We start from the raw sequence: 13,681 nt of genomic DNA, 5'->3' as shown, positions 1-13,681 counted from the left end.
CGGGACCGGCCCGGCCGTTCTCCTTTGCCAAAGCTTAACCACTCGATATTTGACACTCTTAACTATCTCCCGGCATCGTTACTTCAGTTCATTCACTATGTACGGGAGGAAGCAACCGTGAGTGAGGCACTCAAGCCCACCATCGCGGCCGAGAAGCAGAGCACCGCCCGGGTCCTGCCGGCCCTCATCCTGGCGATGCTGTCGTTCAGCGTGATCCAGACCGCCGTCGTCCCGATCCTGCCTTCGCTGGCCAAGGAACTGGACGTCTCCGGCTCCAACATCACCTGGCTGATGACCGCCAACCTGCTCTCCGCCGCCGTGCTGACTCCCCTCCTGGGCCGCTTCGGCGACCTCCGGGGCCGCAAGCCGATGCTGCTGATCTCGCTGGTCGGCCTGGTCGCGGGCTCGGCGCTGGCGGTCGGCACCCACTCCTTCACCTGGCTGGTCGTCGCCCGCGTCCTGCAGGGCGCCGGCGGTGGCGTGATGCCGCTGGCGATCAGCATCGTCCGCGACGAACTGCCCCGGCACAAGGTCACCGGCGGCGTCGCCGCCATCTCCGCCTCGATGGGCGTCGGCTCCGGCCTCGGCCTGGTCGCCACCGGTCTCCTGCTGGAGCACTGGAACTACAAGTCGATCTTCTGGATGGGCCTGGCCTTCGGCCTGCTCGCCATCGCCCTGGTCGCCTTCCGCGTCCCCTCCGACCCGGTGACCGACAAGGAGGGCGGCGCCGACCCGCTCGGCGCGCTCACCCTCGCCGCCTGGCTCTCCGCCCTGCTCGTCGCCGTCAGCCAGGGCAACCACTGGGGCTGGACCTCCACCAAGACCCTCGGCCTCTTCGCCGTGGCCGCCGTGGTCGCCCTCGTCTGGGGGATCATCGAGACCAAGGTCGCGCACCCGCTGGTCGACATGAAGATGATGTCCCGCCCCGCCGTGGCCTTCACCAACCTGTCCGGCCTGCTCATCGGCTTCGGCATGTACGGCTCGTTCATGGTCATCAGCAACTTCGCCCAGGCCCCGGACAAGATCGCCCACTACGGCTTCACCGCGAGCGTCCTGCACGCCGGCATCATGCTGCTGCCCTCGGCCCTCGGCTCGATGGTGGCCGCCCCGCTCGGCGCCCTGCTGATCGCCCGCCGCGGCCCGCGTCTGCCGCTCGTCGCCGGTGGTGTGCTCGGCGCCGTCGCCATGGCCTACCTGGCCCTGCGGCACAGCGCCGAGGGCGACATCTACACCGCCTCGGCGATCTTCGGCCTCGGCATCGGCCTGGCCTTCTCCGCGATGCCCGCCTACATCAACGGCGCCGTCCCGGTGGAGCAGAGCGGCATCGCCAACGGCATGAACTCCGTGCTGCGCACGGTCGGCGGCGCCATCGGCACCGCCGTGATGGCCGCCATCCTGACCGGCGACACCATGAAGCTGCCGCCGCAGATCCCGCTGACGCTGCCCACCCTGGACGCCTTCAAGCACGCGTTCTGGGCCGCCGCCGTGGTCTGCATCGTCGCCGGCGCCGTCCCGTTCCTGATCCGCTCCGCGAAGCCGGCCACCGCCGTCGCCGCCGACGGCTCGGCCCCGCAGCACACCAGCCCCGAGCTGGCCAAGACCGACGCCTGACGAGGCGTCCGACCTCCGCGCCCAGGGACAGGGCGCGGAGGCCCGGCCCGGCTGCGGCCCGTGAGGGCATCGCGACCGCACCCCGGCCGGCACGCAATACGGCCCCACCCGGTTCTCCCCACCGGGTGGGGCCGTTCCGCGTCCCGCCCCAACCGCCTGAGCAGTCCTCGGGCCTGCGCCCGACGCCTCACCCCTGGGAGGAGTCCTCGGGCCGGCGCAACGGCAGCGCCCGCGAGGGCTCCAGCGCCGGATCGTCCACCGCGAAGGTCCGCACCCGCCCGGGCTCGCTCCACGGCGTCTCGAACCGCACGGTCACCCGCCCGACCCCGCTGCCCTGCACCCACCCCGGCCCGAACTCCGCGTGTTCCACGTCCTGCCCGGGGTGCCAGCGCCGCACCACCGCCTCGGGCGCCTCCTCCTCCACCGCCTCCGCCTCGGCCTCCTCCGTGTGCTCCGCCGCCTCCTCCCGCAGCGCCTGCGCGAACAGGTCCTCCTGCGTGTAGTCGGCGAGCTGGGACACACCCACGCCCAGCAGCCGCACCCCGCCGGTGATGTCCACCTGCTCGGCGAGGCGCCGCGCCGTCCCCACGATCACCGACTCGTCGTCCGTGGGCCCGCGCAGGGTCTCCGAGCGCGTCAGCGTCGAGAAGTCGAACCGCCGCACCTTGAGCACCACCGTCCGCCCCGAGCGCCCCGCCGCCCGCAGCCGCCGCACACAGCGCACCGCCAGCGTCTCCACCTCCCGCAGCACCCGGTCCCGGTCCGCCAGGTCCACCTCGAAGGTGTCCTCCACCGAGACGGACTTGGCGTCCTGGTCGGGCACCACCGGCCGGTCGTCCAGCCCCGTCGACATCTGGAAGACCCCGGCGCCGTGCGCCCGCCCCAGCAGCTGCACCAGCTCCGCCTCGCCCGCCTCCGCGAGCTCCGCCACGGTGTTCAGCCCCGCCCGCCGCAGCACCTGCTCGGTGGCCGGCCCGATCCCGGGCAGCGCCCGTACGGGCATCGGCCCGAGCACCGCGCGCTCCTGCCCGGGCTCGATCAGCACCAGCCCGTCCGGCTTGGCCCGCTCGGAGGCGATCTTCGCCATCAGCTTGGAGCCCGCCGCGCCCACCGAACCCGTCAGCCCGGTGCGCCGGTGGATGTCCGCCCGCAGGTCCTCACCCAGGGCCGTCACCAGCCGCTCGCCGGTGGCGTGGTCCGCCTCCGCCAGCGCCGGACCGTACGGACCGGCCTCCAGGTCGACGAACGCCTCGTCCAGGCTGAGCGGCTGCACCAGCGGCGACAGCTGCCTCAGCAGGCCCATCACGATCTCGCTGTTCTGCCGGTACGCCTCGAACCGGCCCGACAGGAACGCCGCGTTGGGGCACAGCCGCCGCGCCTGCGCCATCGGCATCGCCGAGTGCACCCCGAACCTGCGCGCCTCGTACGAGGCCGTCGAGACCACCCCGCGCCCGCCGAGCCCGCCCACGATCACCGGCTTCCCGCGCAGGCTCGGCTTGGCCGCCTGCTCCACCGCCGCGAAGAAGGCGTCCATGTCGAGGTGGATGATGCTCGGCAGAGAACGCACCCGGCGATCATCGCGCACGGGTACGACAACGGCGGCTCACCGGCTCCGGTGTCCGCCCGCCCACCTGCCCGCCGGCCGCCCGGCTACCTGCGCCCCGCCTCCGCCAGCGCCTCGGGGACGCCGTCCTCCTTCGGCCCGAGGAAGTGCGGGTCCGGCCGCAGCCAGGCGTTCAGCGCCGCCTTCCCCGCCCCGGGGATCTCCCGCAGCCCGCCGTACCACCAGGTGACGTCGTGCAGCTCCGGCACCCCGACGGCGTACGAGCGGATGCCCGCCGCCTCGCACAGCGCCAGCGCCCGGCGGACGTGGAAGTCCTGGCTCACCAGCACCGCCCGGTCCACCCCGAATATCCGGTGCGCCCGGGTGCAGGAGTCCCAGGTGTCGAAGCCCGCGTAGTCCCGCACCACCCGCGAACCGGGCACCCCGTGCTCGGTCAGGTAGTCGTACATCGCGTCCGGCTCGGAGTACTCGACCCGCCCGTTGTCCCCGGTCACCAGGATCACCTGCACCTTCCCCTCCCGGTACAGGTCCAGCGCGGCCACCAGCCGGTGCTCCAGGTACGGCGAGGGCCTGCCCTGGTCCAGCCCGGCGCCGAAGACCACCGCGACCGGCGCGGACGGCGCGCTCTCCACCGTGCCCACCCGGTCCCCGGCCGTGCACCACAGCCAGGCACTGGGCGCCAGGGCCAGCGAGCAGCACACCGTCACCAGCTGGAACAGCCCCCGCTGCGCCCGCCGCTCCCGCAGCCGTACCCGCCACTGCCCGGCCCTGCGCCGCAGCAGGCCCACCACACCGGTGCCGCCCCTCACACGCCCTCCCTCGATCGCCCGACGGACGAACGACGAGGCCGCGGCCCCGAACGGTTCCCCGTCCGGGCCGCGGCCTCACTGCTGATGCGTGCTCAGACCGCCCGGTTGCGCCGCTGCGCGAGCTCGTCGCCCGGGTCCTGGCCCACCAGCGTCTCGCCGGTGTCCGTCCGCTCGGCGTGCAGCCGCCCGAGGGTGCGCTCCAGCTCCTGCCAGACGGCCCCGACCGCGATGCCGAACACCCCCTGACCGCTCTTCAGCAGGTCCACCACCTGCTGCGGCGTGGTGCACTCGTACACCGTCGCGCCGTCGCACATCAGCGTCAGCCCGGCCAGGTCGCCCTGCTCCGCCGCCTGCAGATGGGCGACGGCCACGCGGATGTTCTGCAGCGAGACGCCGACGTCCAGCAGCCGCTTGACGATCTTCAGCAGCAGGACGTCACGGAAGCTGTAGAGCCGCTGGCTGGTCGCCGGGTACGCCGTGCGCACGCTCGGCTCCAGCAGCCCCGTGCGGGCCCAGTAGTCCAGTTGGCGGTACGTGATGCCGGCCGCCGCACAGGCCGTCGGCCCTCGGAAGCCGATCAGTTCGGAGGTCGGTGCGAGCCGCTCGATCGCCGGCTGTCCCGGCTGTACGGCGGGGAACCGGCCCATCCTGGGCAGCTCGGTCACGGCGCGAGCGGTGCGCGGCACGTGCACGGCGCACAGAGCGCCCACGGCCGCGTCATCGCCGGTGCTGGTCATGCCTACCTCCGTCCACTCGTGCTGCGGGCAACCCGACTGCGGGCATCGGCCACCCGGACAGCCACTCCTGACGACGGTAGGCAGTCCCCTATGACCCGTCAACGATCGCCACGCCGAGCCGGACAAACGGCATCACTCAGGAGAGTGGTTTTTCGTGCCCCTAGTGTGGGTAGGTGGACGGCTTTTGGCAAAACGACGGGCGCGACCGCCGCCCGCCGCGTCCGCGCTACTGCGGACCACTGCCCCCGAAGTCCTCGGGCGACACCTGGTCGAGGAACTCGCGGAACTTCTCGACCTCGTCCTCCTGCTCGTCCGGGATCGCGATGCCCGCCTCGGCGAGCACCTCCTCGCTGCCGTAGATCGGCGTCCCGGTCCGCAGGGCCAGCGCTATGGCGTCGGACGGCCGGGCGCTGACCTCGACCCCGCCGGAGAAGACCAGCTCGGCGTAGAACACGCCCTCGCGCAGGTCGGTGATCCGCACCTCGGTGAGCTGCTGGCCGAGCGCCTCGAGGACGTCCTTGAACAGGTCGTGCGTCAGCGGGCGCACCGGAGTCATGCCCTGCTGGGCGAAGGCGATCGCGGTCGCCTCGCCGGGGCCGATCCAGATCGGCAGGTACCGGTCTCCCCCGACCTCCCGCAGCAGCACGATCGGCTGGCTGGAAGGCATCTCCACTCGGACACCCACGACGTCGAGCTCATTCACACACGCAACCCTATGGCTCGAACCCCGGATATGAAAGCGCAGGGGGGACGCCGCTGGTCAGCGCCGTGCCCCGTCGGCGGGACGGCTATCCCCGGCCGCGCAGACCGGCCTGGACCATCGCCGCGTGCAGCCGCACCGACAGCGTCGCCAGCTCCCTCGCGGTGGCCTCCGCATGCGCCCTGGTCTGCGGGTTGCGGTGCCTGCGCAGCGGCGCCACCACCTGCTCGACGAGCGCGATCTCCCGGTCGGCGGCCGCCTTCATGGCCCTCAGGTGCCGGGGCTCCAGCCCGTAGCGGCCCAGTTCCGCGACCAGCCGGGCCACCTGCAGCGCCTCGCCGTCGTACCCGCCGTCCGGCCCGGGCGCGACCAGCCCGTACGACTCCCACTCCACGAGCTCCCGCTCCCCCGCCTCGGCGGCGGCGAGCAGCTCGGCCCGCCCCAGCCGCACCCCCGAAGCCACCTCGGCGGAGGCGACCAGCTCCCGGTCCGCCTCCTCCAGCGGCCCGGGCCGGGCGTCGGCGGCCGGCAGCGCGGGCGGGGCCTCGCCGCGCTCGATCGCGTCCAGGTGCTCGCGGATCACCCGCAGCGGCAGGTAGTGGTCCCGCTGCATCCGCAGGACGTACGCCAGCCGCTCCACGTCGGCCGGGCTGAACTTGCGGTACCCCGAGGGCGTGCGCTGGGGCTCGACCAGTCCCTCCGCCTCCAGGAAGCGGATCTTGGAGATCGTCACCTCGGGGAAGTCGTCGCGCAGGAAGGCCAGGACGGCTCCGATGCTCAGCAGTTCGTCACCGCCGCGCCGCCGCCCGCCGGACCGCTCCGGCCGGACGGGCTGTCTGGGGCCCGCGACCACCCCGCGCCCGTTCCGGTCCGACTGCGGACCGGACGGCGCGGGGGCGGCCGCCCCGAGAGAAGAGGAGGGGGGATTCGTACTCACTCGGGCTCCTGCCGACGTTGGTTTCAGTACCCCCGGTTGTGGCCGGCGAAGAACACCAGCCGGTACTTGCCGATCTGCACCTCGTCGCCGTTGTTCAGCGGGACCTCGTCGATGCGCTCCCGGTTGACGTAGGTGCCGTTGAGGCTGCCCACGTCGGCCACGCTGAAGCCGCCCGGCGTGCGGCGGAACTCCACGTGGCGGCGCGAGACGGTCACGTCGTCCAGGAAGATGTCGCCCTGCGGGTGGCGACCCGCCGTGGTCACGTCCGAGTCCAGCAGGAAGCGGCTGCCCGAGTTGGGGCCGCGCTGCACGATCAGCAGGGCCGAGCCCGGCGGCAGGGCGTCGATCGCCGACAGCACCTCGGCCGACAGGGCCGGCGTGGCGCCGGTGCCGGTCGTGGTGTTGGGGTCGTAGGACTCCAGGCCGGAGATCGAGATGGTCGAGGTGGTCTCCGCCGCTCCCTCCGGCAGCAGCCCGCCGCGCAGCGCGGTGCCGCAGTTGGAACAGAAGCGGGCCGCGGCAGGGTTCTGGTTGCCGCACCTTGGGCACGGAGTGGGGCCAGCCATGTTCACAGCCTCCTGGCGCGGCACACCCGACGGGTTGTGCCCGGCGTACGGGTCCGGGGCAAACCCTCCACCAGAGGTTGAGGGTCCTGACGGGAAACCTATGCGCGGGTCGCCGGAGGGGTCAACCGACGCGCCGTAGCCCGCGGGATTCCCCGCGTACTGCGCCGCGCCGCCGTCGCGGAACAGCGGCTGGCCGCCGTACGGCGCGCCCTCGGGCGCGGGACGCATGCCCGGCACGGCGGGCTCGTCCTCCGGCCGGCGGTGCCGTGCGGTGGGCGCCTCGACGGCGGCCGCGTCACGACCCTTGTTGCGACCGAACAACTTCGAGAAGAAACTCACGGGCGAATCCCCTTGCGTGTGACAGACCCGCCCGCGGGGCAGGGTGAGAACCTCGGACAGGCTGTGCGGCCGGCTGTGGCCGGAGCCTGCTGGAGTGGTACTCCGACTGTTGGTGCTGCTGCTCTTGGTGCTCCGGTTCTTGATGCTCCGGCTCTTGGTGCTCCGGCTCTTGATTCCCCGGTGCGCCCCGGCGCTCTCCCGGGGACCGGTACGGACCAGTCTCGCCCACGCCGCGGCGGAACCCCGCACCGGGTGCCGCCCGCACGTGACGGGCCGTTCGTCGGGCGCCGCGTCACTTCGAGGCCGGCTTGGCGAACTGCGGCGTCTTCAGGTCCACGACGGCGTCCACGACCACCTTCTGCTGCTGGGTGATCGTCGCCCGCGCCTGGTTGTTCTCCAGCGTGCGGACGACCCCTCCCGGGATGTTCAGCGCGGGTGTCAGGTCCTGCGGGTTCCCGACGACGGTGAACCGGTAGGGCTGGGAGGCCTTCTTCCCGTCGATCTGCACCCCACCGCCGGGCACGTCGGTGAAGTAGGTGCTGACCACCACGCGCACATCGTTGATCTGAATCGCCTCCGCCCCGGCCGCTCGAAGTTCCTGCAGGGTGTCCAGCAGCATATCCGCCTTCACCTGCCCTTGGGGATCATCGACCGTGAGTACGATGCCCGGACCAGTGGCTTTGACGGTGCCCGCGAGCACACCCAGCTCCGTCGCCTTCTTCCTGGTCTGCTCCTGGGCCTCCTTGGCCTGGTTCGAGCTGTTCTCCAGCTTCGCCAGGGACTGCTCCAGCTCCGCCTTCTCCTGCTGGAGACGCTGCTGGCGGCTGTCCAGTTCGTCGAGGATGCGGACCAGGTCCTCCTGGCGGGCGCCGCGCAGCTGGCTGTGGTGGTCGTTGGTCGAACGCACCTGGATCGCCAGGCCCAGGCCGAGCGAGAACAGCAACAGGGCCACCACCAGCTGACCGCGCGACAGGCGCGGCGGCCACAGCGCCGCCTTCAGCCGCCGCCGCCCGGCGAGCCGCTCGGGAACGGCCTCCGGCTCGGGCGTCGCCTCGGGCTCGGGCTCGGGCATCGCCTCGGGCTCAGGCGTCGGTTCTGGCTTCAGCTCAGGCTCAGCCGCCGGTTCGGGCTCCGGCTCGGCCGGCTCCTCGGTCTCGACCTCAGGCTCAGCGTCAGACTTCTCCGGTTCCGGCTCCGACACCGCCTCCGGTTCCCCGGGCGCCTCGGTGGGCTTCTCCGCCTCCTCGGCCTTCGGCGAGGTCTCCTCGGCTTCCTCCGCAGCCTCGACCTCAGCCTTGGCCTTGGCCTCAACCTTGGCCTCAACCTTGGCCTCGACCTCGGCCTTCTCCTCCTGCGCCGCCGCCTCGCGGCCCGCCTCAGGCACGGAAGACATGGCGCCGGATCGCAGCCGCGTTGGAGAAGATGCGGATACCGAGGACGACGACCACGCCGGTGGACAGCTGCGAGCCGACGCCCAGCTGGTCACCCAGGAACACGATCAGGGCCGCGACCACCACGTTCGACAGGAACGAGACGATGAACACCTTGTCGTTGAAGATCCCGTCCAACATCGCCCGGACACCGCCGAACACGGCGTCCAGCGCCGCCACCACCGCGATCGGCAGGTACGGCACGACGGCGTCCGGCACCTCGGGCTGGACGAAGAGCCCGACGACCACCCCGATCACGAGACCCAGTACGGCAATCACGGTCTAGCTGCTCCTGTCCCTGCGGGGGACGACCCGGTCGAGGCCGTCGTGGGCGTGTGGGCTGTGGTGGTCTTCCCGGTGCCACCGGGTGTACGGCGCGCACCGGTCGCGCTAGCCGACGGTGAGACGGACGCGCTCGGGCTCGCCGGGGTTCCGGGCGTCGCCGACTGCGTGTCGGCCGGCGAGGCCGGCGTGGGCGAGGTGGGCGAGGTGGCCGAGGGGCTCACCGTCGGCGACGGCTCCGGCGTGAGCGGCTGCGCGTTCCGCAGCGTGACGCCGACCGCCGACGGCAGCGTCAGGTTCTTCTGCGTGGAGAGCGTCGACTTGATGCCGTACTTCTCCTGGAGGATGCGCAGGTACTGCCCCGCCATGTTGCCCTCGAAGGCGGTCAGCAGCTTCGACCCGTCCCCGATCGCCAGGACGGTGTACGGGGGCACCAGCGGCCGGTTGTCCACCAGGACGGCCTCACCGGCCGCGCGGATCGCGGAGAGCGCGGTCAGCCGCTGGCCGTTGATCGAGACGGCCTCGGCGCCGGCGGCCCAGAGGCCGTTGACCACGAGCTGGAGATCGCGGTCGCGCAGCCGCCCGGTGTTGGAGAAGCCCTGCCCGGCCCGCGGGTCCACGCTCCCGCCGGCGCCGGTGCCCGCCGCGTCCTCCAGGACGAGCTTCAGCCCCGGCCCCGTCACCTCGCCCAGGCCCACCGCGCCGGGCAGCGTCCCGGCGTCCCCGCCGCTCGAGGCGAGCGCCTGCCGCTGGGTGCTGTCGACCTTGCGCCGCAGGTCCTGGACCTGCTGCTGGAGGTGGTCCGCCGAGCCGTTGCTGTCGTTGATCCGGCTGATCAGCGCGTCGCGCTCCTTGGCCAGCGAGGGCTCCGCCTTGTGCGCGTTCACCGCGCCGACCGTCACGACCGTCCCCACCAGCGCCAGCCCGACGCCCAGCGTCAGCAGCCCGCGCGCCGTCCTCGGTATCCGGCCGTCCTGGTCGCCGCCCCGCGCGGCGGCCGCCTCCGCGTAGCCCTCGTCCAGGCCGTGGTCCATCACGCTGGTCAGCAGGGACATCGAGGCGTCCGGGCGGTTGTACCGTCCGTTCGGGGCACTCGGCGTCGGCGTCGCTGGCATGCCGACCATCGTCCCATGACGGCGATCGAGCCCGTGCACGCCCCCTGAGCTGCTCACACTCCGGAAAGTGACGCACCCTTCCGAATGAGGTGAAAACGGACAGCGGGGCGCGCGGACCAGGCCGCGCGCCCCACCGATCAGGGCCGTCCCGCTCTCAATCCGCCGAGGTCACCGCCCCGCGCCGTCGACCACCGCCGCCCACTCGTCGAGCAGCGCCTCGGTCGCCTCGTCGTCCGGGCCCTCCGCCCACAGATGGGTGACCGCCTCGGCCGGGTCCGGCAGCACCAGCGTCCACCGCCCGTCCGCCTCGACCACCCGCACGCCGTCCGTCGTGTCCAGCTGCCGGCTCCCCGCCGCCTCCACGACCGAGCGCATCACCATGCCCTTGGCCGCCCACGGCGTCGCGATGTCCCGCCGCCGGATGTGCGCCTGCGGAATGCGGGCGTCGATCTGGCTCAGCGTCAGCTGGGTGCGCGCCACCAGGCCCACCAGCCGGACGAACGCCGCGGCGCCGTCCAGCACCCCGCTGAACTCCGGCACCACGAAACCGCCGCGCCCGTCCCCGCCGAACACCGTGCCCTCGGCGGAGGCCGCCTTCGCCAGGTCGTCCGGCGACGTGGTCGTCCAGATCACCTGCGTGCCGTGGTACGCGGCGACCTGCTCGGCGATCCGCGTGGTCGTCACCGGCAGCGCCACCTGCCCGCTGCGCCGCTCGGCGGCCACCAGGTCCAGCAGCACCAGAAGCGCCCGGTCGTCGTCGATGACCCGGCCCAGCTCGTCCACGAACGCGACCCGCTCGCCGACCGGGTCGAACCGCACCCCGAAGGCCGCCCGCGAGGAGGCCACCAGCTCACCGAGCCTGGCCAGCCCCGCCCGCCGCGTCTCCGCGTCCTCGGTCGGCCGCGCCTCGTCCAGCCCGCTGGAGACTGAGAGCGCCTCCACCCCGAGCCGGCCGAGGATGCTCGGCAGGACGAGCCCCGCGCTGCCGTGCGCGGTGTCCACGACCACCTTGAGCCCGGCCTCCCGGACCCCGGTGGTGTCCACCGTCCGCAGCAGGTTCCCCGCGTACGAGTCGAAGACGCTGGACGGGAAGGTCAGGTCGCCGATCTCACCGGGGAAGGCCCGGCGGAACTCCTGCCGGGCGTAGACGCGGTCGAGCTTGCGCTGCCCCGCCTGGGACAGGTCCGCGCCCCGCTCGTCGAAGAACAGGATGTCCAGCGAGTCCGGCACACCGGGAGTCGTCCGCAGGAAGATGCCGCCGGCGCTCCCCCGCGCCGTGTGCTGCCGGGCGACCGGCATCGGCACGTTCTCCAGGTCGCGCACGTCGATCGCGGAGGTCTGGAGCCCCGAGATCATCGCCCGTTTGAGTGCACGCGCACCACGCGAGTGGTCACGCGCAATGGTGACGGTGGCGCCCTTCTTCAACGTGGTGGCGTACGCGCCCGCCAGCCGCACGGCCAGCTCCGGCGTGATCTCGACGTTCAGGATGCCCGAGACGCCGCGGAGGCCGAAGAGGTGCTCCTGACCCCGGGATTCCCAGATCACCGAGGTGTTCACCACCGCGCCGGCCTCGATGGTCTTGAACGGGTAGACCCGGACGTTGGCCGCGATGATCGACTCCTCGCCGACCAGGCACTCGTCCCCGATCACCGCACCGTCCTCGATCCGCGCGGCCCGCATCACGTCGGTGTTCTTGCCGATCACACAGCCGCGCAGATTGCTCTGCGGCCCGACGTAGACGTTGTCGTGCACCACCGCCTTGTGGAGGAACGCCCCCCGCTTGACGACCACGTTGCTGCCCAGCACGGTGTGCTCGCGGATCTCGACACCGGCCTCGACCTTGGCGTAGTCCCCGATGTACAGCGGCCCGCGCAGCACCGCCTCCGGGTCCACCTCGGCGCCCTCGGCCACCCAGACGCCCGGCGAGATCTCGAACCCGTCGAGCTCGACCTCGACCTTGCCCTCCAGGACGTCCGCCTGGGCCTTGCCGTAGCTCTCGTGGGTGCCCACGTCCTCCCAGTAGCCCTCGGCCACGTACCCGTAGACGCCCTTGCCCTCCTTCAGCAGCTGGGGGAAGACGTCGCTCGACCAGTCCACGGACTCCCCGGCCGCCACGTAGTCGAAGACCTCGGGCTCCATCACGTAGATCCCGGTGTTCACCGTGTCCGAGAAGACCTGGCCCCAGGTCGGCTTCTCGAGGAAGCGCTCGACCCTGCCCTCGTCGTCCGTGATCGTGATGCCGAACTCCAGGGGATTCGGAACACGCGTGAGACAGACGGTGACCAGTGCGTTCTTGCTGCGGTGAAAGTCGATCAGCTCAGTGAGGTCGAAGTCGGTCAGAGCGTCACCGGAGATCACCAGAAAGGAGTCGTCCTTCAACGCGTCCTCGGCGTTCTTGACACTCCCCGCGGTGCCGAGTGGCGTCTCCTCATGGGCGTACGTGAGATGCATGCCCAGTTCCTCACCGTCACCGAAGTAGTTCTTGACCAGTGACGCCAGGAACTGAACGGTGACCACGGTGTCGGAGAGACCGTGCCGTTTCAGCAGCCGGAGCACGTGTTCCATGATCGGCCTATTGGCGACCGGAAGCAGTGGCTTCGGCATGCTGGAGGTCATCGGGCGGAGTCGAGTGCCCTCGCCCCCTGCCATTACTACGGCTTTCATTACGGGTGCGTCCTCCTTCGGTGGTGGACCTTCAGGTCCATCAAACCGTTCCAGGAGGATCTCTACCCGGATGAAATCGTCCGACGCACCGACCCGGCGTGGGACTTCTCTCAGCTCACGTCTCAGCCCGTGGACGCCGCACGCGCCGTGCTCGCACGGACGATCTGCCGTGCCTGAACCGCGTAAAGAATGGCAGCCCACCAGTAGAGGACCGTCCCCCACCAGATGAACGCCCAGCTCACCACCTCCGCCGGCCGCGCGATCCAGCTGTCCAGCTGGCCGAGAAGGAGGAGCGGAAACGCGTACATCAGATTGAACGTCGCGGCCTTCCCCAGGAAACTCACCTGGAGCGGCCCGTAACCGTGCCGGTTGAGAATCGGCAGAAGCACGCTGATGAACGCGTCCCGCGCCACCAGAATGGCCGTCACCCACCACGGCAGAATCCCGCGCCAGGTCAGCCCGATCAGCGTGGAGAAAATGTAGAGCCGATCCGCCAGAGGATCGAGCAACTGCCCCACCCGGCTGATCTGCCCCCACCGCCGGGCGAGCTTTCCGTCCAGATAGTCGCTGATACCACTGAGCATCAGGATCAGCAGGGCCCAGCCGTCGTTCTTCGGACCGTCGAAGACCGGCCAGAGAATGAGCCAGAGGAAGATCGGAACGCCGACCAGCCGGCCCATGCTGAGCAGGTTGGGGATGGTGAGGACGCGATCGGTCTGGACCCGCGTCTCCTGGACCTCCACCCGGGGGCCTCCTGAACCATGTGACGACAATGCACGTTGACCATACAACAGAAAAGCCCCCGTCCGGTTCACCCGGCGGGGGCTTCTCTAGAAGAATTGTTCGGCGGCGTCCTACTCTCCCACAGGGTCCCCCCTGCAGTACCATCGGCGCTATGAGGCTTAGCTTCCGGGTTCGGAATGTAAC

At 71.5% G+C, this 13,681-nt stretch carries 11 protein-coding genes, 1 rRNA gene and 1 pseudogene; 1 reads left to right on the top strand and 12 read right to left on the bottom strand.

What is annotated here, in order from left to right:
* The first annotated feature begins 117 nt into the window (after window positions 1–117).
* On the top strand, window positions 118–1,611 hold the full coding sequence (locus tag ACIBCA_RS36630) for an MFS transporter (RefSeq protein ID WP_396287505.1): 1,494 nt from the start codon (window positions 118–120) through the stop codon (window positions 1,609–1,611).
* 217 nt (window positions 1,612–1,828) lie between these two features.
* Here ACIBCA_RS36630 and ACIBCA_RS36625 read toward each other — a convergent pair.
* The 12 genes and pseudogenes from ACIBCA_RS36625 to rrf all read right to left on the bottom strand — a co-directional run.
* Window positions 1,829–3,178, bottom strand: a pseudogene (locus tag ACIBCA_RS36625) (DNA polymerase IV); the annotation flags it as partial.
* An 83-nt stretch (window positions 3,179–3,261) separates the two neighbouring features.
* Window positions 3,262–3,984, bottom strand: coding sequence for a vancomycin high temperature exclusion protein (locus ACIBCA_RS36620; RefSeq protein WP_396287504.1), 723 nt, complete (start codon window positions 3,982–3,984; stop codon window positions 3,262–3,264).
* Between the two features lie 92 nt (window positions 3,985–4,076).
* On the bottom strand, window positions 4,077–4,721 hold the full coding sequence (locus ACIBCA_RS36615) for a MerR family transcriptional regulator (protein ID WP_396287503.1): 645 nt from the start codon (window positions 4,719–4,721) through the stop codon (window positions 4,077–4,079).
* A gap of 226 nt (window positions 4,722–4,947) precedes the next feature.
* Window positions 4,948–5,424 carry a bifunctional nuclease family protein gene (locus ACIBCA_RS36610; protein ID WP_031070646.1) on the bottom strand — a complete coding sequence of 159 codons (477 nt, stop codon included), beginning with the start codon at window positions 5,422–5,424 and terminating at the stop codon, window positions 4,948–4,950.
* A gap of 85 nt (window positions 5,425–5,509) precedes the next feature.
* A complete protein-coding gene (locus ACIBCA_RS36605; protein ID WP_396287527.1) occupies window positions 5,510–6,202 on the bottom strand; it encodes a MerR family transcriptional regulator in 693 nt (230 codons plus the stop codon).
* Window positions 6,203–6,381: 179 nt separating this feature from the next.
* Complete coding sequence (locus ACIBCA_RS36600; RefSeq protein ID WP_396287502.1) at window positions 6,382–7,263, bottom strand: FHA domain-containing protein; 882 nt, start codon at window positions 7,261–7,263, stop codon at window positions 6,382–6,384.
* Between the two features lie 292 nt (window positions 7,264–7,555).
* Window positions 7,556–8,464, bottom strand: coding sequence for a DUF881 domain-containing protein (locus ACIBCA_RS36595; protein ID WP_396287526.1), 909 nt, complete (start codon window positions 8,462–8,464; stop codon window positions 7,556–7,558).
* A 175-nt stretch (window positions 8,465–8,639) separates the two neighbouring features.
* On the bottom strand, window positions 8,640–8,972 hold the full coding sequence (locus ACIBCA_RS36590; protein WP_030062488.1) for a small basic family protein: 333 nt from the start codon (window positions 8,970–8,972) through the stop codon (window positions 8,640–8,642).
* Window positions 8,969–10,090, bottom strand: a complete 1,122-nt coding sequence (locus ACIBCA_RS36585) for a DUF881 domain-containing protein (protein WP_396287501.1) — start codon at window positions 10,088–10,090, stop codon at window positions 8,969–8,971. The genes ACIBCA_RS36590 and ACIBCA_RS36585 overlap by 4 nt, the downstream gene beginning before the upstream one ends.
* Window positions 10,091–10,258: 168 nt before the next feature.
* The gene (locus tag ACIBCA_RS36580; protein ID WP_396287500.1) at window positions 10,259–12,754 is read right to left on the bottom strand and encodes a sugar phosphate nucleotidyltransferase; all 2,496 of its coding nucleotides are present in this window, start codon (window positions 12,752–12,754) and stop codon (window positions 10,259–10,261) included.
* A 122-nt stretch (window positions 12,755–12,876) separates the two neighbouring features.
* Window positions 12,877–13,497, bottom strand: coding sequence for a CDP-alcohol phosphatidyltransferase family protein (locus tag ACIBCA_RS36575; RefSeq protein WP_396287499.1), 621 nt, complete (start codon window positions 13,495–13,497; stop codon window positions 12,877–12,879).
* Window positions 13,498–13,595: 98 nt separating this feature from the next.
* A 5S ribosomal RNA gene (gene rrf, locus ACIBCA_RS36570) occupies window positions 13,596–13,681 on the bottom strand; the annotation flags it as partial.

The organism is Kitasatospora sp. NPDC051170, assembly GCF_044455705.1.
Classification (GTDB): Bacteria; Actinomycetota; Actinomycetes; order Streptomycetales; family Streptomycetaceae; genus Kitasatospora.
Note: the sequence above shows the minus strand (reverse complement) of the source record. Positions and strands in the feature narration are given on the sequence as shown.

Coding starts and splice junctions, on each gene's coding strand:
- ACIBCA_RS36585 (WP_396287501.1), bottom strand. CDS start 10,090: ATGCCAGCGACGCCGACGCCGAGTGCCCCGAACGGACGGTACAACCGC.
- ACIBCA_RS36615 (WP_396287503.1), bottom strand. CDS start 4,721: ATGACCAGCACCGGCGATGACGCGGCCGTGGGCGCTCTGTGCGCCGTG.
- ACIBCA_RS36580 (WP_396287500.1), bottom strand. CDS start 12,754: ATGAAAGCCGTAGTAATGGCAGGGGGCGAGGGCACTCGACTCCGCCCG.